Raw genomic sequence first — 19,771 nt, forward strand, 5'->3', positions numbered from 1 at the left:
GGTGATTAGCTCAACGCTTTAAAAATGCGCTGACTGATTTCGTTCACTTCGCCAACGCCTTCAACCGTCACAAGTTTACCTTGTTTGGTGTAGTAGTTGATGAGTGGCGCTGTTTCTGACTCATACACTTTACGGCGTTTTTCGATGGTTTCTTCAGTATCATCTGAACGACCACGAGACATTAAACGCTCTTTGATGATGTCAAATGGCACATCAAAGAAGATCACTTTATCAATCGGCTCACCGATTTGTGCAAGCAATTCGTCTAACGCTTCTGCTTGATTTAAGTTGCGTGGAAAACCGTCTAACAAGAAGCCACCATCGATGGATTCGATGTTGTTTTTGATCATGCCCAATACGATGTCATCGGATACCAATTGACCGGCATCCATGATTTTTTTCGCTTCAACGCCAAGCGCTGTGCCTGCACTGACTTCTGCACGCAACATATCACCAGTGGAAAGATGAGTGATGCCATATTTTTCGACTAAATTGGTGGCTTGAGTACCTTTACCTGATCCTGGCGCGCCTAATAATACGATACGCATGTTATTCTCCTAATTTCATATTGATATGTAGTTCATACATATTATTCATATTACACTATTTTTTTATTCCCACTCAATTGTTGCTGGTGGTTTATTAGACACATCGTAGACAACGCGTGTCACTTTTGGGATCTCTAAAATGATTTTTGTAGAAATCTCTTCAATGAATTCATACGGTAAGCGAGCAGCGCGTGCCGTCATGAAGTCAATTGTTTCAATGGCGCGTAGGGCAATAGTGTATTCATACGTGCGTTTGTGATCTTTAATGCCGACGGATTTGACCGGTAAAAATACGGCAAAGGCTTGAGATGTTTTATCGTACAAACCATGAGTGCGTAAGCCTTGAACAAAGATGTCATCGGCTATGCGTAAAATGTCTGCATACTCTTTTTTGATTTCGCCCAAAATGCGTACACCAAGGCCAGGACCAGGGAATGGATGGCGATAGAGCATTTCAGCCGGTAAACCAAGAGAAACACCCAATTCGCGCACTTCATTTTTAAAGAGATATTTAAGCGGTTCGATGAGTTCAAATTTCATATCTTCTGGCAAGCCGCCTACATTGTGATGGGATTTGATCACATTGCTTGCGCCGTGATGATCGCCCGATTCTAAAATGTCAGGATAGATGGTGCCTTGCGCAAGCCATTTGGCATGGGAGAGTTTTTGCGCCTCTTCTTCAAAGATTTTGATAAAAAGTTCACCGATGATTTTGCGTTTACGTTCAGGATCATTTTCACCTGCCAATGCCGCTAAATAACGATCTTCTGCATTGACGCGAATCACATTGACGCCCATATTCTCATGGAACACTTGCATCACTTGATCGCCTTCATTTAAACGCATTAAACCTGTGTCCACAAAAATACAGGTCAATTGTTTGCCAATCGCTTTGTGTAAGAGCGCTGCCACCACAGATGAATCCACGCCGCCAGAAAGGGCAAGGATCACTTCATCGGTGCCCACAATCTCTTTTAAGCGGGCAGTTTCAAGCTCTGCAAAGGCTTCAACCGTCCAGTTTGGTGTGAGTGCACAGGTGGTTTTTAAAAAGGCGGCCACTTCTGTTTTTAAGTGGATGCTGTTTAAGGCATTTTCTGCCACTGTGAATGTTTTGTCACTCGGTAAGTGATTGGCATCGCTCAAATTGATGATGGCTGGCGCTTGATCAATGGCTGCTTGATCTGCTTTGCTTGCCGGAATGAGTTCACAGTAAAAATTCAAAGATCTGACCATTTGGGCGATGGTTTGCGCATGTTGGCGATTTTGATACACCACCAAAACGGCATCGATTTGATTGCTCATAATGCTTTTATCCAAGGGTAAATGAAGGCGCCCATTGTATCAAAATGCTTACAAACTTACTCACAAAGTTATCCACAGCACATGGCTGTGGATCACTCAGTCGATGGACTTAAGCAGGGCCAAGCGGCAATCCTAAGCTGTAATAGATCAAAAATAAAATGCCCCAAGTGATGAGTAAAATGGTGGCATACGGCATCATGATGGATAAAAAGGTGCCGAATTTGAATTTAGGGTTGTATTGGGCAATGACCGCTAACACCATGGGTAAATATGGATTGGTGGGCGAGATGACATTGGTGGTGGAGTCGCCAATTCTGTAGGCCATTTGAATGGCAGCAGGCTCAATGCCAAGGAGCACAAAGAGCGGGATGAAAACAGGCGCCATCAATGACCATTGCGCCGAGCCACTGAAAATGATGAGGTTAATGAAGCCCGCAAGTACCATCAAAAGCGCAAGCATAAAGACATTGGGCACCGCAATGGCTGAGAGGATATTTGCGCCGCCAATGGCTAAATATAGGGAGAGATTCGTCCAATTGAACCAGGCGATGAATTGCGCCACAAAGAACACCAAAATGATGTAGCCACCCACGTTTTTTAAAGATTGTGTCATTAAAGTGGGCACATCATCTAATCGCGTGATCTTTTTGGCAAGGATTCCATAGACAATCGAACAGCTGATGAAAAACGCCATAATGATGGGAATCATGCCACTTAAAAATGGAGAGGGCACCAATCCGCCATTGTTATTACGAAACGGCGAATTTGATGGCCAAATGGCAATGATCAAGCCCACAATGAACAGCAGTGCATAAATGCCGGTGAGTTTAACAGCGCGTTTTTCAATGGGCGTGACTTGATAGTGGTCTGTTGCTTTCTGAAGGTAGGTGGCATCAATGTCGTCTTTAGCAGAAAAACGCGGCTCGATGATTTTTTCAGTGATCCAAGTGCCTGTGATCATTAAAAAGGGCACAGAGAGCAACATGAAATACCAGTTGGCAGCCGGCGTGATCTCTTCGGTGGAGACAGTGACGAGCACTTCATTGGTTACGCTTGAGAGCAATACATCGGTGCCTGCAATGAAAATATTGGCGGTAAAGCCGGCTGCAACCGCCACAAAGCCTGCACAAATGCCCACAATCGGATTACGTTTTGTGGCGGCAAAAATAATGCCGGCAAGCGGTGGCACAAGCACAAAGGCTGCATCCGAGGCAAGATTGCCCACGATGCCCACAAAAAAGACCATCATGGTGATAAAGTGCTTTGGTGCATTGAGAAGCAATGTTTTGATGGTGGCATCCGCTAAGCCCACTTCCTGCATGATGCCAACGGCGATCATCATGGAAAGCACCAAACCTAAGGGCTTAAAGTTCACAAAGTTATTGACCGTCGATTGGAGCACATATACCAAGCCTTCGTGGCTTAAAATGGTGCGAATGGGCACCACTTGATCATTGACGGGATTGATTAAGGTTGGGTTAAACAGGCTCATCACCCAAGATGTGATGGCAATGAGGGCACATAAGCCCACAAAGAGATAGAGTGGATGCGGGATTTTGTTGCCAAGGGTTTCAAGGCGATCAAACCAGCTGTTGGTGGAAAGTTGAGTCATAAAGGCTCCTTTAACAATCTATTGGGAGTGTGCAAAAATGAGCGCCACAAAATAGGCGGCGCCAAAGGGAATGATGTCATCATTAAAATCGTAATGGGCATTGTGAAGATCAACGCTGTGGGGTTTTTCTGTACCATTGCCAATAAAGCCATAGCAGCCTGGGCGATGATCTAAAAAATGGGCAAAGTCTTCTGCCGTCATCATTGGCGTGATCTCTGTGATGACATTGTCTTGCCCCACAATGCTGGCCGCAGCCTCAATGGCACGCGCCGTTTCTGCATCACTGTTATACGTGACAGGATGATGAATGGGCCCCAATTCTAAGATTGCTTCCATGCCAAACGCTTCGGCCATATGGGTGACCAAAGTGGTGAGTTTTTCAATTAAGGATTCGCGCACTGCTTTTGAATGAGTGCGAAAGGTGCCGGAAAGTTTTGCTTCATCGCTGATGACGTTATTGGTTTGCCCTGCGTGAATCTGCGTGATGGAGACCACAAGCGGCTCTAAGGGATCAAACATGCGGCTCACTAAGCCTTGAATGCCTTGATAGATGTGTGTGGCCACCAATAAGGGATCTTGCGCTTTATGGGGCAATCCTGCATGGCCGCTTTTGCCTTTGACTGTGATGAATAGGCGATCAGAACTCGCCATGATGTTGTGGGTTTTAAAGGCAAAGGTGCCAACGGGCAAGCCCGGCCAATTGTGCAGTGCATAGACTTCATCGACGGGATAATGGTCAAATACGCGCTCTTTGATCACCATGGTTTCTGCGCCGCCATGGCCTTCTTCTCCCGGTTGAAAAAAGAGCACCACGCGCCCACCAAAATCATTAAAGGTTGCCAAATAGCGTGCCGCCATCAACAACATGGTGGTGTGGCCATCGTGTCCGCAGCCATGCATACAATGGTCGATGGTGGAGGCGTGGGCAAAGGTATTGTGTTCAGTGGTGGGCAAAGCATCCATATCTGCCCTTAACCCAATCGAAGGCCCTGGGCGATTGCCATTGATCACCGCCACAACGCCAGTTTTGGCAAAGCTTGTATCGATCTCTGTGATGCCATAGCGCATGAGTTCAGAAACAATGAGGCGCTGAGTCTTGAATTCTTCAAAGCCAATTTCAGGGTGCATGTGAATCGTTCGTCGGATCTTGATGGCATCGGCTTGCCATGCCTTTAATTGTTCCAAAATCATGGGTGTCCTCCTAAGGTCTATTTTTATGGGATATGATTGCTGAAATTAGCAGATTTTATGGGGATAACCTACTGAAAAAAGGTGATTTACTGAAAAATGCACAAAAAAATCCCAAAGCATGGGCTTTGGGATTGAGATGGATGATGTTGAGGATCTTAGAATTTAGGCGCAACGTGATGCGGGTGCAATAAATTCTCTTCAGACAGCAAATCATCGAGTTCAGCTTCTGTCATTAAACCGCGCTCAAGCACCACTTCTTTGATGCTTTTACCGGTTTGAGCACAAATTTTACCTACAATGTCACCTTCAGCATGACCAATGACGGGATTCAAATAGGTGATGATGCCGATGGAATTGAGTACAAAGTCACGGCAGCGCTCTGTATTGACGGTGATGCCATCAATGCAACGATCGCGCAAGTTATAACAACCATTGTGCAGTAAACTCATAGATTCATACATGGCTTGAACGATCACAGGTTCCATCACATTCAGTTGTAACTGCGCCGCATCGGCAGCAAGGGAAACGGTGACGTCATTGCCCATCACTTTAAAACACAGCTGATTGATCACTTCCGGTAAGACAGGATTGACTTTTGCCGGCATGATGGAGCTACCTGCTTGTAATTCAGGGAGATTGATCTCTTTTAATGCGGTACGTGGGCCTGACGTGAGTAAGCGTAAATCGTTACAGATTTTGCCTAAACGAATGGCGCATCGTTTGAGTCCTGCATGTAAGGTGACCAAATCTGAGCAATCATACGTGGCGGAAAATAGATCTTCAGCGCTGCGGCAAGGTTTGCCCACAAGTTCGGATAAATGCTTGACCACCGTTTGTGGATAATTTTCTGGAGTATTGATGCCTGAGCCAATGGCCGTTGCGCCAAGGTTAAAGGTCAATAAATCATCGGCGGCGATGGATAGGGCTTTGATTTCTGCGTTGAGCATTGCGGCAAAGGCATTGAACTCTTGGCCAACGCTCATTGGTACAGCATCTTGCAATTGTGTGCGACCCATTTTTAATACGTCTTGATACTCTGCGGCTTTAATCGCTAAGCCATCTTTTAAATAAGCAAGGGCGGTGAGTAAGCTCTGCATTTTTTCATAAAAGCCAAGGCGCAGCGCAGAAGGATAAGCATCATTGGTGGATTGCGAAAGATTAACATCATTGTTTGGATTGATGATGTCATAGCGACCTTTCGCTTCTCCTAACACTTCAAGAGCAAGGTTGGCGATCACTTCGTTCGCATTCATGTTTGATGAGGTGCCCGCGCCCCCTTGAAACACATCAATGGGGAACTGATCTAAACAGCGCCCATCTTTGAGGATTAAATCACAGGCTGCCACAATAGCATTGGCCTTGTGCGGCTCAATGATGCGCAAGGATTGATTGGCAAGTGCCACCGCTTTTTTCGTCAGCGCTAATCCGCGCACAATCTCTGGCATATCGCTGATGGTTTGATTCGAGATGTTAAAGTTCTCGATCGCGCGTTGTGTATGTACGCCGTAGTAGCATTCATCTGATATTTCTTTGCTGCCCAATAGATCGACTTCTGTACGCATTGCTTCCCCTTTATGATGGATGATTTGTGTTGATAAAATTTCAGCGCTCATTATTGTAAGCCCTTTAATTTTATTGTCATCTGGAAAAAATGCGAAGTTGCAAAACCACTACAAATAATACATGTAATCCGAATTGCTTTTTTGGGCATTTTGCGCGAGCATCTCTAATGTAATGCCTTTGAGTGTGCTCACAATTGCTTGATCAAGGGGCGCATAAATGAGCTCTTCCAGTGTGTTTTCAATGGTGGGTGCAATCTCTTCGACGGTGGCATCATTTTTGGCAAATAATGCCGGTTCAACGCAGCTTAATACGTCGTATAATGTCAAAGCACTAGGGGCATCAGTTAAAAAGTAACCACCTTGTGAGCCCTTAATGGCAGAGACAACGTTGCCTTGCTTGAGTTGGGAGAAAACGCGCTCTAAATAGATTTTTGAGATGTTAAGGTCCGTTGCAATCTCTAACACCGTCATGGTGGCTTTTGAGTCATATAATGTGGCCATTTTGATGACGGAGGCTAACGCATAACGTGATTTTGCAGACAGTTTCATAAGATCCCCTAAAGATTATTCAATTGACAATCGAGCTGATGATTTGGTAAATTAGTATACATACAAAGCATATATTAAAAGTATGTTTGATCAGATGCAAGTAAAATTTTATAGCGAGGCAATAGTGATGGCAAGAATTTATGACAGTGTAACGGAGTTGATTGGTCATACCCCTTTATTAAAATTGAATCGTTTTTCTAAGGCGCAAGGGCTCGCGACTCCCATTTTAGCAAAGTTAGAATATTTAAATCCGGCCGGCAGCATTAAAGATCGCGTGGCGCGCGCGATGATCGAAACGGCAGAAGCTGCGGGCATTTTAAAAGAAGGTTCTGTCATCATTGAGCCGACAAGCGGCAATACGGGCATTGGTTTAGCTTCTGTGGCCTCTGCAAAAGGGTATCGTATCATTTTAACGATGCCAGAAACCATGAGCATTGAGCGCCGCAATCTATTGCAAGCTTATGGTGCAGAGTTGATCCTCACTGAAGGTAGCAAAGGGATGAAAGGTGCAATTGCAAAAGCCGATGAATTGGCACAAACCATTGAAAATGGTGTGATTCTTGGGCAATTTGTCAATCCTGCGAACCCTCAAGCGCATGTGGATACCACAGGCCCAGAGATTTGGGAAGACACCGAAGGTAAAGTGGACATTGTGGTGGCAGGCGTTGGTACGGGCGGCACCATCTCTGGGATTGGTCGTTATTTGAAAGCGAAAAATCCAGCCATTGAGATCATTGCGATGGAACCAGAATCTTCTCCAATGTTGTCAAAAGGCAGTGCTGGCCCACATAAAATCCAAGGCATTGGCGCGGGATTTGTGCCCGAAACATTGGACACAAAAATTTATGATGAAGTGGTCACGGTCTCTGACAGCGATGCGTTTGTGATGGCACCTTTAGTGGCTGCCAATGAAGGTTTACTCATCGGGATTTCAGCCAGTGCTGCGGTTAAAGCGGCTGTTGAGATCGCCAAGCGTCCAGGCAATGAGCACAAAAACATTGTGGTGATTTTGCCAGACAGCGGGGAAAAATATCTTTCAACGCCATTGTTTGATCGCAAATAAGCGACGCTCTTTTATCAAAGCCCGACGATGATCGGGCTTTTTTTATGGCGATTATTTTTAGGTGATGATTGACAAAGGGTTAAATGCTCTGTTACTTTATTATGATCTTACTAAACATATATATAAAGTATGTAATAAAATGATGACCGATGCCTTCCAACATGTTTTACCGTTAGTGATCAGCGCTTTGTGGGTGACTTTAAAGATCTCAGCCTTTGGCATTGCCATCGCTTTGATCTTAGGGTTGGCGGTCAGCCTTGTGATTTTTTTGCGTGTGCCGGTGCTGCATGCGCTTGGCAATGGTTATGTGGCATTTTTCAGAAATACGCCGTTGTTGTTGCATCTATTTTTTCTCTATTTTGGTTTGCCGCGCGCCTTTGGGATTTTATTGAGTTTTGAAACCACCGCATTATTGGGCTTGTCTTTGTTGGGCGGTGCGTATATGGCTGAAGCCTTTAAAAGTGGTTTATCCGCCATTGCACCGATTCAGTTAGATGCTGCAAAAGCCTTGGGACTCAATCGATTACAATTGGTGCGCTATGTGTTGGTGCCGCAAGCTTTATCCTATTCTGTGCCAGCGCTTGGCGCGAATGCCATCTTTTTGTTTAAAGAAACCTCCGTATTCACCGCAATCGCAGGGACAGACATCACCACGGTGCTCATCAATCAAATCAGCAGTGTTGGGCATACGGATCTTAATTTAACGCTTTTGGTGTTGTCGTATATGGTGGTGATCATTCCGATGGCAATGCTCCTCCATTACATTGAAAAGAGGGTGCGCCATGCAGAATTTGGGGCTTGATGTTTTAGATTGGATCACCTTTAAGCGCTTAGCTGTGGGGCTTTATTACACGCTAGAAGTGGCTGTGATCGCGATTGTTTTAAGCTTGGTTTTGGGCATTGTGTTTGGCTGGCTCAGGACTTTAAACAATCGTCCATTGAATTGGGTGTTTAAAGGCTATTTAGAGATTGTGCGCATTCTACCCACGTTGGTGATTTTGTATGTGCTCTATTACATTTTACCCAGCGTATTGCATGTGGACATCAACGGCCGCGTGGTGGGCATCATTGCCTTCACCTTCTGGGGCGCTGCTGAAATGAGTGACATCATTCGCAGCAGCCTCATCTCCATTCCGAAACATCAGCGTGATTCAGGTTTGGCATTGGGTTTAAATCAGCGTGAACTCTTTTGGTATGTATTGTTGCCTCAAGCGCTGGTGCGCGCTTTACCAGCCACATTGAATCTAGCGGCACGCATCATCATGACCACATCTTTACTGGTGCTCATCGGCGTGCAAGACATCACCAAAGTGGGTAAAGAGATCATTGAATACGCCACCATGATGAATAACCCCATGGCACCTTTTTGGATTTATGGCGTCATTTTGCTCACTTTTTTCTTGATCTGCTATCCGCTGTCGCGTTTAGCAGCCCGTTTAGCCCGCACAACGCATGAAGGATGATATGACTCAGCTCTCAATACACAATTTGCATAAAACCTTCGGGGATCGCGCCATTTTAAAAGGTGTGGATTTAACGGTGACGCAAGGCGAAGTGGTGGTGATTTTAGGGCCATCGGGCTGTGGAAAATCGACGTTGTTGCGCTGCATTAATGGATTAGAAGCGATTGATTCAGGTGAGATCATCTTTAAAGATCAGCGGCTCGATGCAAAAACTGATTGGACAAAAGTGCGCCAAGCCATTGGCATGGTGTTTCAAAGTTATGATCTGTTCCCGAACATGACAGTGTTAGAGAACATTCTCCTTGGGCCTTTGAAGGTACAAAAGCGCAATCGCGTAGAAGTGATGGCAGAAGTGGATCAATTGCTGACCAAAGTGGGGCTCATCGATCGTAAAGATGCTTATCCGCGTCAATTGTCCGGCGGACAAAAACAGCGCATTGCCATTGTACGTGCTTTAGCGATGCGTCCAGAATTGATGCTGTTTGATGAAGTGACCGCCTCCCTTGATCCTGAAATGGTGAGGGAAGTGTTGGAAGTGATGCAAAATTTAGCCACCGATGGCATGACGATGTTGATCGTCACCCATGAGCTCAATTTTGCCCGTAAAGTTGCCGATCGCATTGTGTTTATGGATCAAGGCAACATTGTAGAAACGGCTGCGCCTGAGAAGTTTTTCTCATCACCAAAGAGTGAGCGCGCCCGTCAATTTTTAAACGTCTTTGATTTTTAAATATAATTTATGAGGAGAACACCATGAAACATCGTCACCATAAAGCTGCATTGTTATTGGTAAGCGCGGCCTTTTTATCCAATTATGCTTTGGCAGAGGACAACAGTTTACAAGCCGTGAAGGATCGCGGTGAGCTTCGTGTGGCTGTATTCAGTGATAAACCACCGTTTGGTTATGTGGATCGCGAAGGGCAATCACAAGGCTATGACATTGAATTGGCCAAAGCTTTGGGCAAAGCGCTCTTTGGCACCGATGGCAAAGTGACATTTGTGCTCACAGAGGCACAAAATCGCATTAATGTGTTGGATGCCAATAAAGTGGATGTGACGCTTGCCAATTTTACAGTGACGCCTGAGCGCAGCGCGCAAGTGGATTTTGGTCATCCATATATGAAAACAGCCATCGGCATTGTTTCCCCTAAAAATGCGCCTGTAACGGATGTAGCGGCATTAGATGGCAATGTGCTCATTGTCAATAAAGGCACAACGTCAGAAAGCTATTTCACTCAACATCACCCAAAAGTGACATTGCAAAAGTATGATCACAACTCAGAAGCCTTTGCCGCCCTTAAAGATGGCCGCGCAAAAGCATTGGCGCATGACAATACATTGCTGTATGCATGGGCGAAAAATAACCCTGAATTTGATGTCTCCATCCAAGTGATTGGCAATGAAGATGTGATTGCGCCAGCTGTGAAAAAGGGCAATACAGAATTGCTCAATTGGATCAACGATGAGATCAAAACCCTACAGAGCCAAGCATTTTTCCATCAAGCGTATGACAAAACCATGAAGCCGTTTTATGGTGAGAACATTAACCCTGACAATATCGTCATTGATGCAAGCAACCCATAACTTTTTTGCTTGAACAATAGATCAACAATCCCTAGTTTGCCCAGTTGTCGTGATTGGGCTTTTTTTTACATGCGATATTTGTGGGCGCGCATATGATTGCGCACGGGAAATGATAGGGAGCGAAATTGTTCTTGGTACCAAATGGTCATTTCACGGCAAAAGCTTTTGATTTTTTCATCTTGCCATAATTTTTTTAAATCTGCTTTTGATAAGCGATGTTTGGCGCTTTCTTGATATTTTGAGACATAAACACGGCCAGTGTAAGGATCGAGTTTTGGCCAAGGTTGTTTAGGGTTTTTATAGTAACCAAAGGGCACAGAAGGGTATGAGTTGGCCTCATCGCGGGTAAAGAGCCATAAACCCACACAGAGGAAAGATTGCTGTGTGTCCGTGGCTCTGAGCATTCGGCTCTCTCCAAGGAGCGAGACAAATTCTTGATTTTGTGGTTTTTCGGTGGGGGATTGTCTTGGGTCATTATCATCGTATTTGCCGGAGAGCCATAAGGCAATGCTTAAGCGTTCACTGTATTCATCATGGCCAATCAGACCGAGATCGTAATGAATTTCTGCCAGTGTGATGAGCGTGTTTTCCATCGTTGTCCCTAATTGATTAATGATTAAAATTTGATATAGGTCAAAGTTTCGCAATCCTAACGCAATTGATCAAAATAAACAATTTAAATCATGAAGAAATTGCAGTTTTTATTTTGGCATTTCTTATAATGTGGGCTGCAATCGGTTATGTGGGTTAAATGATTTTGAAACAATATGATGTGGTGATCATCGGTGCAGGCGCCTCTGGCCTGATGACAGCGTTTATGGCAGCGCAGCGTGGGCGCTCGGTATTGGTGCTTGAAAAAGCCAATAAAGTGGGTAAAAAAATTCTGATGTCTGGCGGTGGAAAATGTAATTTCACCAATTTGTATGTCACGCCGGACAATTATCTGTCATCGAATCCTCATTTTGTGGTGTCGGCCTTAGCCCGTTACACGCAGTGGGATTTTTTGGGCTTGGTCAATGATCATGGCATTGCGTATGAAGAGCGCAAACATGGGCAGTTATTTACGATCGATGGCGCTAAACAGATTCTGGCGATGCTGTTAAAAGAGTGCGAAAAAGCGCGCCGCGTCACCATCGAAACCCATGCCGCGGTGACTGATGTGACGCATCAAGACAATGGCTTTGTGGTGCAATCAACGCTTGGGACATTTCAGGCAGAATCGTTGGTGGTGGCTTCAGGCGGTTTGTCCATTCCAACGCTTGGCGGTTCAGGCATCGGTTATGAGATTGCAAAACAGTTTGGTCACACGGTATTGCCGCGCCGTGCAGGTTTGGTGCCATTTACTTTTTCAGATGGCTTTAAAGCGCTGACCAGCCGTTTAAGCGGCACGGCGGTGGATGTGGTGCTCAGCAATGCACGGGCAAGCTTTGCAGAAGCTTTGCTGTTTACGCATCGTGGCTTAAGTGGGCCGGCAGCGTTGCAGTTGTCTAACTATTGGCAAGATGGTGAGCCCTTTGTGATGGATCTTTTGCCAAGCGTTGATGCAGCAGATTGGTTGATCCGCATGAAGCGCACGCACCCAAAATCCCTCTTAAGAACGCAATTGACAGAGCATTTACCAAAAAGTGTGGTGCTAGAGTTACAAGAATTGCTGTGGGCGAGCGCGCGTGATGAGCCTTTAGGGCAATGGAGCGATGAACGTTTACGGGCAATTGGGCAGCAATTGCAAGCATTTGAGGTCAAACCCGCGGGCACAGAAGGCTATCGCACCGCAGAAGTGACCTTAGGTGGCGTTGACACGACAGAAGTCTCCTCAAAAACAATGGAGAGCAACCGTCAAAAGGGGCTTTATTTTATTGGTGAAGTGCTCGATGTAACTGGGCATTTAGGCGGCTTTAATTTCCAATGGGCATGGGCTTCTGCGCATGCGGCCGCAGGATATGTTTGATGTTTTTAATGATGTAAGGAAAGAGTGAAAGATGTTGTTATCAATGATGAAATCAAAAATTCACCGCGCCACAGTGACAGAAGCGAATCTTAATTATGTGGGCAGCATTACCATCGATGGTCAATTGCTCGATGCGGCGAATATTTTAGAAGGTGAGAAAGTTCAGGTGGTCAATGTCAATAATGGCGCCCGTTTAGAAACCTATACCATTCGTGGGGAAGCGGGATCTGGCGTCATCTGTTTAAATGGCCCGGCGGCGCGTTATGCACAAGTGGATGATGTGGTGATCATCATTGCTTATGCCCTTGTGACGCCTGAGGAAGCGAAAACATTGCAGCAACAAGTGGTGTTTGTGGATCATGACAATTGCATTGATGATGTTGCCCATCAGGAAATCCACGGGCAGACGCATCCGGTATAAGTTGCAATTATCCACAATAAACGCTATAAATGAGGCAGATTTCACTGGGGGTGTCCACGCTGTGGGCTGAGATTAAGGCAAATGTGCTTTTAAACCCTTTGGACCTGATCTGGCTCATACCAGCGTAGGGAAGTATATCCGAACGACTCGATGAGCCTTGTTTTCCACTGGGAAGCGGGGCTTTTTTATTGTCTAAAAAAAGTCGTTCATATTTCATTACGTTGCCAGACTCTCGTCATTTTTGTTTTGACAATTAGATTATGGAGAGTTTCATGACAACAACCACCAAAATTGAGATTAAATCGAGTTTTCCGCGCAGTCGCAAAGTGTATGTAGAAGGCTCTCGCCCTGACATTCGCGTGCCAATGCGTGAGATCACACTTGATCCAACATTAGATACCAAAGGGCAAATCATTGAAGAAAACGCGCCATTTCGCGTCTATGACACAAGCGGCCCATATACAGATGCAAACTATACTGTTGATTTAACCCAAGGTTTACCGGCACTGCGTCGCCCATGGATTTTAGAGCGCGGCGATGTTGAAGAGTATGATGGCCGTGCAATTAAAGCGGTGGACAATGGCTATAAAGACATTAATGATCCTCGTAACTTTGAAGGCTCTTTCCCAGGCTTAAAACGTAAGCCTTTACGTGCGAAAGCCGGTAAAAATGTGACGCAAATGCATTATGCGCGTCAAGGCATCATCACGCCTGAAATGGAGTTCATTGCCATTCGCGAAGGGATGACGCCAGAATTCGTGCGCGATGAAGTGGCTGCAGGCCGTGCCATCATTCCAAATAATATCAATCACCCTGAATCTGAACCCATGATCATTGGTAAAAACTTCCATGTGAAGATCAATGCCAACATCGGTAACTCAGCGGTGACCTCTTCGATTGAAGAAGAGGTGGAAAAAATGACGTGGGCAACGCGTTGGGGTGCAGACAACGTGATGGATTTATCCACAGGTAAAGACATTCACAAAACACGCGAATGGATCATTCGTAACTCTGCTGTACCAATTGGTACGGTGCCCATTTATCAAGCCCTTGAAAAAGTAAACGGCATCGCAGAAGATCTCAATTGGGAAGTGTTCCGTGATACGTTGATCGAACAAGCAGAGCAGGGCGTGGATTACTTTACGATTCATGCGGGCGTTTTACTCCGTTACATTCCATTGACGGCAAAACGCGTTACCGGCATTGTTTCCCGCGGCGGCTCGATCATGGCGCAGTGGTGTTTAGCTCATCATAAAGAGAACTTCATTTATGAGCACTTTGAAGAAATTTGCCAAATCATGAAGCAATATGACATCGCCTTTTCATTGGGCGACGGCTTGCGCCCAGGTTCCATTGCCGATGCGAACGATGAAGCGCAATTTGCAGAATTGATCACATTGGGTGAGCTCACCAAAATCGCATGGAAACACGATGTGCAAACCATGATTGAAGGTCCAGGACATGTGCCGATGCACAAGATCAAAGAGAACATGGAGATGCAAGAGAAGCATTGTGATGATGCGCCATTTTATACCCTTGGCCCATTGACCACAGACATTGCACCTGGCTATGATCACATCACATCTGCCATTGGCGCTGCGATGATTGGTTGGTATGGCACGGCAATGCTTTGCTATGTGACGCCAAAAGAGCATTTAGGTTTGCCCAATCGTGAAGATGTGCGCGTTGGCGTGATCACGTATAAATTGGCGGCGCATGCAGCGGATTTGGCCAAAGGTCATCCTAATGCACAAGATCGCGACAATGCTCTATCTAAAGCACGCTTTGAGTTCCGCTGGGAAGATCAATTCAACTTAGGTTTAGATCCTGAAAGAGCACGAGAATATCATGATGAAACCTTGCCAGCAGCCGGTGCAAAAGTGGCACACTTTTGCTCAATGTGTGGCCCTAAATTCTGCAGCATGAAGATCTCCCAAGACATTCGTCTTAAAGATCAAGATGGCACCTTTGTCAAAGAGGCCATTGAAAAAGGCATGCAAGAGAAGTCAAAAGAGTTTTTAGACAATGACAGCCAAATTTACAGCTAAATTTCTGTCATCAAAAAAGCGCCCATTGGGCGCTTTTTTTGATGCCATTAACGTTGTTTTGCATCGCTTGCAAGGCGCTCGATCACGTAATTGATCTTTTGGCGAATGTCGCGCTCTGCCGCTTCACACAAAGCTTCTTGGCTCATGAATTGGCCATTGGTGTAACCTTTGATGTGGGCGGGGACATTGCCGCTATACTGTACGCGGGTTTGTTGATTGCGAAGATCAGTGCTCACGGTTTGTTGATCATTGATGAGCCCACGACTTTCAATGGTGGCGCGAATGGTGAATTCTTGGGCGCGGCTTGTGGTGGTGCGATTGTAACGCCACTCTTTGCCGGTTTGATCCACATAGCTTTCAATTTGATTGTCTTGATTGTTTTGTTGCTCGCGATAATCCATGGTGTAATTGATGGTGATCATCCAATCAGGATTTGCGCCATACGTAAAACCATCGCCTTTGACGGTGTTTTGAATCATCTGTCCGAGTTGATCAGAAACACGATTGCCATAAAAGCCGCATTGCGCATTGCCAGAATAGGCATTGATGCGGTAATTGTAGCGCACGGTGCCAAGGTTGCGATATTGCTTCGCTAAGCCTTCGCTGCCTTGATAATCGCCATAGGGTTGGTAAATGTCCGCAGCTTCTTGGTAAGCTTTGGCCATTTGACGGTAACCGGCCTTTTTGCCATAGCTTGATTGCTCAATGGCTTTGGCTTGCATGATGGCTTGATCCGCCCGTGCTTTGCGCCATTTTTGATCATTGGTGCGAAAACGCTGACTGGCATCTTTATAGTTGCCATGGGCTTGATAAGCGGTCAATGCTTCTTTAAACGCTTCACTGGCCGCTTGATAATTTTGCTCGCGCTCCAGCATTAAACCACGTGCATAAGCATCTTTGGCCACCGATTGATCATAAGACAATTGATATTTTTCAGCGAGTTTTTGAATGTTTTTATAATTGGCTAAAGCTGCGCCGCGGCCATACACTTGGGCGCGCTTTTGGTCGGCCGCTTGATCATTTCCGGTGATGGATTGACCCCAATCATAATAGATTTTAGCCAATTGGTTTTTAAGTTCTGTTGTGTTGTAGCGCTCATTAAAGCTTGCAAATTCTGTGCGATAAAAACCTTGATCAAGAAGTGTGCGCGCTTTGAGTAACAGTTCTAAACGGCGGGTTTTTTGCTCAAAGGAGATTTGTGGCATTTGTTCAATCTGTTCAATGGATTGATTCACAAGTGTCACCCAGCGCTGTTTGGTGCTTGCAGATGGATAGGATTGGCGTTGATTGAGATCTTTGGTGATCGCTTCAATGGAGCCAATGTAATTGCGTTGCTTAAAGAGGGCTTCGGCGTCGTTAGAGGCACAGCCTGCCAAAATCAAAGCCGCTAAAATGGGCGTGCATAACGCCTTAAACGTGCGTTGTGTCGAAGTGTTCATTCATCACCTCAGATTGCATGAAAGATTGGGCGCACATTTTATGCCATTTTTTGGGTGCGAGAAATCTTTTTATGCAAAATTCATGTAAAAAAAAGAGCAACCAAGTTGCTCTAATGGAATGATTTATGGGCATTTTGTGTTGATGAACTCTGTTGTCTGTTCACCGCGGCGGCATTTGTAGGCATGCTCAACGCCGTCAACGGACCAACCGTGCTCATTTTTATGGACAAAGTAGGTGTTTTGCGTGGCTTCTACAGCATCATCGGCAAGATTGCTTTGGGTGATTGTGATGATCGCTTCGGTGGGATTTTCCACAGCATTGATGCTTTGTGTGATGCCAAGGCCAGAAAGCTCTGTTTGCTCATGAATGGGATTGAGATTGAGCACCGCTAAGAGTGGCGTTTTTGCAGCGTGGATTTCAACCGGAGCAAGATTTTTATCTTGATAAGCAATGTCTTCTGCGTTGGCTTGGGCAATGATGCTTGATAAGCAAAGTGTGAGCAATAAATATTTTTTCATGTCAGCTCCTTAGGCTTGGTCAATACAATATTGAAATGGATATGCTATAGTAAATACATATAATATTACTGTTTTATTTAATCAAAAACATAATATTATATTTTAAATGTTTTCTTGTCAGTATAGTATTGAAATTGAACAATCGATAACAATAAAAGGAGCTCGCATGAAAAAATTAGTCTTATTAACGGCTGCACTTTCCATCGTTGGTTTGGCAACGGCCAATGCCGAAACCCCTAAAGTTAAACCGAATAAACCTTTGTTTGAATGGACGTGTGCTGACTTTTTAGAAGTGAAAACAGATTATCGTCCTGTGGCGGTTGCTGTTGTGGACATGCTCAATAAACAGGGCAAAATTGAAGATGCCATTTTAGATTTAGAAGGCATTGAAAACATCTCTTCACAAGTGCGTACAGTGTGCGAGAGCGATCCTGATGTGCCATTTGCATTGACGCTCAAAGAGATTGCAGATTCCCAAGCAATCATGGCAGAGCGTCAAGCAAAAGAAGCAGCGCAAGCCCCCGCAAAATAATTGATCATTCTTAAATGCATGATGCCACACCTTCATCAGTCATTGATGAAGGTGTTTTTGTCTGTGCATCAAGAGGATGTTTTAAGGTGCTATACTCAAAGCATTGGCATTGACTTTATAAGGTGATTGTATGAAAAAATTTTCTCATCGTTTAGTGGCCACCGCACTTTTAGCGGCGAGTTTAACGGCAACTTTTTCCCATGCTTGTACGCGCGCAGTGTTTTTAGGTGACAATGATCGCATCATCACTGGTCGATCCATGGATTGGAAAGTGGATGTGGGCACCAATTTATGGATTTTGCCCAAAGGCATTCATCAACATGGGGGTGCAGGTCCGAACTCGATTGAATGGACATCGAAATATGGCAGCGTGATTGCCTCAGGTTTTGACATTGCCACCACAGATGGCGTCAATGAAAAGGGTTTGGTGGCCAATATGTTGTGGCTTGTGGAATCTGAATACCCAACGCCCACAGACGATAAAAAATTGCTCTCCATTTCCGCTTGGGCACAATATGTGCTCGATAACTTCGCCACCGTTGAAGAAGCCGTCAATGCATTGGCAAAAGAAGAGTTTATTGTGGTGACGGACAATGTGCCCGGTGAAGATCGTAAGGCAACGCTGCATCTCTCCATTTCAGATGCCACGGGCGACAGCGCCATCATTGAATACATCGAAGGCAAGCAAGTGATTCATCACAATCGTGCTTATCAAGTGATGACCAATTCTCCAACCTTTGAGAAACAATTGGCACTCAACACTTATTGGCAACAAATTGGCGGCACAGTGATGTTGCCGGGCACCAATCGTGCAGCGGATCGCTTTGCGCGTGCATCGTTTTACATCAATGCCATTCCCAAAGATCAAGACATGCGCACATCGGTTGCGAGCGTCTTTAGTGTAATCCGTAACGTTTCTGTGCCTTATGGCTTGAATACAGAAAATGAGCCAAACATCTCGTCGACCCGTTGGCGCTCTGTGGTGGATCAAAAATCATTGGTGTATTTCTTTGAATCAGCCTTAACGCCAAACACATTTTGGGTGGATTTAAAACAAGTGGATTTCAGTGAAGCAACGGGGAAAGTTAAAAAGTTGGATTTGGGGAAAAATCAAATGAATATCTTCTCAGGCGATGCCACGGGCGAGTTTAAAGATGCTAAACTTTTCAAATTTTTAGGCATCAATGAAGGACTCAAGCAGCATGATTAAACAGTGGTTATGCATTGCATTATGCAGTGTGAGCATTGCGGCGGCGGACATCAACATTCCGCCCGCTGCCCTCAATGAAATTGCGGGCAAAATTTATCGCAATGAAACGGGCGGCAAGCGTGAGAATTTAGTGGTTTGGAACAATGGAGAGAATTTTCCATCGCTTGGGATAGGGCATTTCATTTGGTACAAATACAATGAACCTGAGCGCTTTGAAGAGAGTTTTCCGGCGCTTGTGACATTTTATAAAACTAAAAACATCGAGCTGCCATGGATTTTACGCATGTATCGTTATGCACCTTGGAAAACGCAAGCCGAGTTTTTAAATGCAAAACACAATGATCCGGCCTTTAAGGATTTAGAAAACTTTTTGTACAACACGCAAGCGGTACAAATTGAGTTCATTGCCGAGCGCCTTAATGCATCATTGCCCAAAATTTTAGCGGCAACTTCGCAAAAAAAACGGGTTAAAGAGAATTTTAATCGCTTATTGAATACGCCAAGCGGCTTATATGCGCTCATTGATTACATCAATTTTAAAGGCGAAGGCATCAATCAAAATGAGCGTTATCAAGGACAAGGCTGGGGATTGTTGCAAGTGTTGGAAACCATGGATCCTAACGTTGCCCAAAAAGATTTGATGCAGAGCTTTAGAACGGCGGCGAAAACGGTCATGAGTAACCGCGTGAAAAATGCCCCTAAAGAGCGCAATGAAGAAAGATGGTTGGCCGGTTGGCACAATCGAATTGATACATATCAATGATTCTACTGTATAATTTC

At 45.1% G+C, this 19,771-nt stretch carries 20 protein-coding genes and 1 riboswitch; of the genes, 11 read left to right on the forward strand and 9 right to left on the reverse strand.

From position 1 onward, the window contains the following. Positions 1-5: 5 nt before the first annotated feature. The 6 genes from B9T20_RS04015 to B9T20_RS04040 form a co-directional block, all read right to left on the reverse strand. Complete coding sequence (locus B9T20_RS04015) at positions 6-548, reverse strand: adenylate kinase (RefSeq protein ID WP_094489916.1); 543 nt, start codon at positions 546-548, stop codon at positions 6-8. A gap of 63 nt (positions 549-611) precedes the next feature. Next, positions 612-1,850: a glutamine-hydrolyzing GMP synthase gene (gene guaA, locus B9T20_RS04020; protein ID WP_094489917.1), complete on the reverse strand. Its 1,239-nt coding sequence runs from the start codon at positions 1,848-1,850 to the stop codon at positions 612-614. A 109-nt stretch (positions 1,851-1,959) separates the two neighbouring features. Beyond that, positions 1,960-3,462 (reverse strand): AbgT family transporter, encoded by a 1,503-nt coding sequence (locus B9T20_RS04025; RefSeq protein WP_094489918.1) that lies wholly within the window; start codon positions 3,460-3,462, stop codon positions 1,960-1,962. An 18-nt stretch (positions 3,463-3,480) separates the two neighbouring features. Next, entirely contained in the window at positions 3,481-4,653 is a 1,173-nt protein-coding gene (locus B9T20_RS04030) for an amidohydrolase (RefSeq protein ID WP_094489919.1), read from the reverse strand. A 155-nt stretch (positions 4,654-4,808) separates the two neighbouring features. After that, complete coding sequence (aspA, locus tag B9T20_RS04035; protein ID WP_094489920.1) at positions 4,809-6,266, reverse strand: aspartate ammonia-lyase; 1,458 nt, start codon at positions 6,264-6,266, stop codon at positions 4,809-4,811. 57 nt (positions 6,267-6,323) lie between these two features. After that, positions 6,324-6,764, reverse strand: a complete 441-nt coding sequence (locus B9T20_RS04040; RefSeq protein ID WP_094489921.1) for an Rrf2 family transcriptional regulator — start codon at positions 6,762-6,764, stop codon at positions 6,324-6,326. 127 nt (positions 6,765-6,891) lie between these two features. On the opposite strand from B9T20_RS04040, the gene cysK reads away from it, so the two are divergent. The 5 genes from cysK (at position 6,892) to B9T20_RS04065 (ending at position 10,874) form a co-directional block, all read left to right on the forward strand. Next, positions 6,892-7,827, forward strand: a complete 936-nt coding sequence (gene cysK / locus B9T20_RS04045; RefSeq protein ID WP_094489922.1) for a cysteine synthase A — start codon at positions 6,892-6,894, stop codon at positions 7,825-7,827. 139 nt (positions 7,828-7,966) lie between these two features. Further along, positions 7,967-8,629 (forward strand): ABC transporter permease subunit, encoded by a 663-nt coding sequence (locus B9T20_RS04050; protein WP_094489923.1) that lies wholly within the window; start codon positions 7,967-7,969, stop codon positions 8,627-8,629. Next, the gene (locus B9T20_RS04055; protein ID WP_094489924.1) at positions 8,610-9,290 is read left to right on the forward strand and encodes an amino acid ABC transporter permease; all 681 of its coding nucleotides are present in this window, start codon (positions 8,610-8,612) and stop codon (positions 9,288-9,290) included. The genes B9T20_RS04050 and B9T20_RS04055 overlap by 20 nt, the downstream gene beginning before the upstream one ends. A 1-nt stretch (position 9,291) precedes the next feature. Further along, positions 9,292-10,020, forward strand: a complete 729-nt coding sequence (locus B9T20_RS04060; protein ID WP_094489925.1) for an amino acid ABC transporter ATP-binding protein — start codon at positions 9,292-9,294, stop codon at positions 10,018-10,020. Between the two features lie 23 nt (positions 10,021-10,043). After that, positions 10,044-10,874, forward strand: coding sequence for a transporter substrate-binding domain-containing protein (locus B9T20_RS04065; RefSeq protein WP_094489926.1), 831 nt, complete (start codon positions 10,044-10,046; stop codon positions 10,872-10,874). A gap of 65 nt (positions 10,875-10,939) precedes the next feature. On the opposite strand, the gene B9T20_RS04070 is transcribed toward B9T20_RS04065, so the two are convergent. Then, entirely contained in the window at positions 10,940-11,467 is a 528-nt protein-coding gene (locus tag B9T20_RS04070) for a hypothetical protein (protein ID WP_094489927.1), read from the reverse strand. A gap of 158 nt (positions 11,468-11,625) precedes the next feature. Here B9T20_RS04070 and B9T20_RS04075 point away from each other — a divergent pair, with 158 nt between their 5' ends. The 3 genes from B9T20_RS04075 to thiC all read left to right on the forward strand — a co-directional run bounded on the left by B9T20_RS04075 (position 11,626) and on the right by thiC (position 15,291). Next, a complete protein-coding gene (locus B9T20_RS04075) occupies positions 11,626-12,822 on the forward strand; it encodes an NAD(P)/FAD-dependent oxidoreductase (protein ID WP_094489928.1) in 1,197 nt (398 codons plus the stop codon). A 31-nt stretch (positions 12,823-12,853) separates the two neighbouring features. Continuing rightward, positions 12,854-13,243, forward strand: a complete 390-nt coding sequence (gene panD, locus B9T20_RS04080) for an aspartate 1-decarboxylase (RefSeq protein WP_094489929.1) — start codon at positions 12,854-12,856, stop codon at positions 13,241-13,243. Between the two features lie 36 nt (positions 13,244-13,279). Continuing rightward, positions 13,280-13,391, forward strand: a riboswitch (TPP riboswitch). A gap of 112 nt (positions 13,392-13,503) precedes the next feature. Beyond that, positions 13,504-15,291, forward strand: a complete 1,788-nt coding sequence (thiC, locus tag B9T20_RS04085; protein WP_199415218.1) for a phosphomethylpyrimidine synthase ThiC — start codon at positions 13,504-13,506, stop codon at positions 15,289-15,291. A 47-nt stretch (positions 15,292-15,338) separates the two neighbouring features. Here the strand turns inward: thiC and B9T20_RS04090 are convergent, their stop codons facing one another. Beyond that, positions 15,339-16,730: a hypothetical protein gene (locus tag B9T20_RS04090; protein ID WP_094489931.1), complete on the reverse strand. Its 1,392-nt coding sequence runs from the start codon at positions 16,728-16,730 to the stop codon at positions 15,339-15,341. Positions 16,731-16,853: 123 nt separating this feature from the next. Beyond that, entirely contained in the window at positions 16,854-17,249 is a 396-nt protein-coding gene (locus B9T20_RS04095; protein ID WP_094489932.1) for a hypothetical protein, read from the reverse strand. Between the two features lie 166 nt (positions 17,250-17,415). Here B9T20_RS04095 and hdeA point away from each other — a divergent pair, with 166 nt between their 5' ends. The 3 genes from hdeA to B9T20_RS04110 all read left to right on the forward strand — a co-directional run bounded on the left by hdeA (position 17,416) and on the right by B9T20_RS04110 (position 19,754). Next, the gene (gene hdeA / locus B9T20_RS04100) at positions 17,416-17,781 is read left to right on the forward strand and encodes an acid-activated periplasmic chaperone HdeA (protein WP_094489933.1); all 366 of its coding nucleotides are present in this window, start codon (positions 17,416-17,418) and stop codon (positions 17,779-17,781) included. 130 nt (positions 17,782-17,911) lie between these two features. Beyond that, positions 17,912-18,991 carry a linear amide C-N hydrolase gene (locus B9T20_RS04105; protein ID WP_094489934.1) on the forward strand — a complete coding sequence of 360 codons (1,080 nt, stop codon included), beginning with the start codon at positions 17,912-17,914 and terminating at the stop codon, positions 18,989-18,991. After that, entirely contained in the window at positions 18,984-19,754 is a 771-nt protein-coding gene (locus B9T20_RS04110) for a hypothetical protein (RefSeq protein WP_094489935.1), read from the forward strand. Before B9T20_RS04105 ends, B9T20_RS04110 begins: the two co-directional genes overlap by 8 nt. Positions 19,755-19,771: the final 17 nt, after the last annotated feature.

The organism is Wohlfahrtiimonas sp. G9077, assembly GCF_002252155.1.
Taxonomy (GTDB): domain Bacteria; phylum Pseudomonadota; class Gammaproteobacteria; order Cardiobacteriales; family Wohlfahrtiimonadaceae; genus Wohlfahrtiimonas.

Excerpts from the sequence above, each read along its gene's own strand:
- B9T20_RS04015 (WP_094489916.1), bottom strand. The coding sequence starts at position 548 with ATGCGTATCGTATTATTAGGCGCGCCAGGATCAGGTAAAGGTACTCAA.
- guaA (WP_094489917.1), bottom strand. The coding sequence starts at position 1,850 with ATGAGCAATCAAATCGATGCCGTTTTGGTGGTGTATCAAAATCGCCAA.
- B9T20_RS04025 (WP_094489918.1), bottom strand. The coding sequence starts at position 3,462 with ATGACTCAACTTTCCACCAACAGCTGGTTTGATCGCCTTGAAACCCTT.
- B9T20_RS04030 (WP_094489919.1), bottom strand. The coding sequence starts at position 4,653 with ATGATTTTGGAACAATTAAAGGCATGGCAAGCCGATGCCATCAAGATC.
- aspA (WP_094489920.1), bottom strand. The coding sequence starts at position 6,266 with ATGAGCGCTGAAATTTTATCAACACAAATCATCCATCATAAAGGGGAA.
- B9T20_RS04040 (WP_094489921.1), bottom strand. The coding sequence starts at position 6,764 with ATGAAACTGTCTGCAAAATCACGTTATGCGTTAGCCTCCGTCATCAAA.
- cysK (WP_094489922.1), top strand. The coding sequence starts at position 6,892 with ATGGCAAGAATTTATGACAGTGTAACGGAGTTGATTGGTCATACCCCT.
- B9T20_RS04050 (WP_094489923.1), top strand. The coding sequence starts at position 7,967 with ATGATGACCGATGCCTTCCAACATGTTTTACCGTTAGTGATCAGCGCT.
- B9T20_RS04055 (WP_094489924.1), top strand. The coding sequence starts at position 8,610 with ATGCAGAATTTGGGGCTTGATGTTTTAGATTGGATCACCTTTAAGCGC.
- B9T20_RS04060 (WP_094489925.1), top strand. The coding sequence starts at position 9,292 with ATGACTCAGCTCTCAATACACAATTTGCATAAAACCTTCGGGGATCGC.
- B9T20_RS04065 (WP_094489926.1), top strand. The coding sequence starts at position 10,044 with ATGAAACATCGTCACCATAAAGCTGCATTGTTATTGGTAAGCGCGGCC.
- B9T20_RS04070 (WP_094489927.1), bottom strand. The coding sequence starts at position 11,467 with ATGGAAAACACGCTCATCACACTGGCAGAAATTCATTACGATCTCGGT.
- B9T20_RS04075 (WP_094489928.1), top strand. The coding sequence starts at position 11,626 with ATGATTTTGAAACAATATGATGTGGTGATCATCGGTGCAGGCGCCTCT.
- panD (WP_094489929.1), top strand. The coding sequence starts at position 12,854 with ATGTTGTTATCAATGATGAAATCAAAAATTCACCGCGCCACAGTGACA.
- thiC (WP_199415218.1), top strand. The coding sequence starts at position 13,504 with ATGGAGAGTTTCATGACAACAACCACCAAAATTGAGATTAAATCGAGT.
- B9T20_RS04090 (WP_094489931.1), bottom strand. The coding sequence starts at position 16,730 with ATGAACACTTCGACACAACGCACGTTTAAGGCGTTATGCACGCCCATT.
- B9T20_RS04095 (WP_094489932.1), bottom strand. The coding sequence starts at position 17,249 with ATGAAAAAATATTTATTGCTCACACTTTGCTTATCAAGCATCATTGCC.
- hdeA (WP_094489933.1), top strand. The coding sequence starts at position 17,416 with ATGAAAAAATTAGTCTTATTAACGGCTGCACTTTCCATCGTTGGTTTG.
- B9T20_RS04105 (WP_094489934.1), top strand. The coding sequence starts at position 17,912 with ATGAAAAAATTTTCTCATCGTTTAGTGGCCACCGCACTTTTAGCGGCG.
- B9T20_RS04110 (WP_094489935.1), top strand. The coding sequence starts at position 18,984 with ATGATTAAACAGTGGTTATGCATTGCATTATGCAGTGTGAGCATTGCG.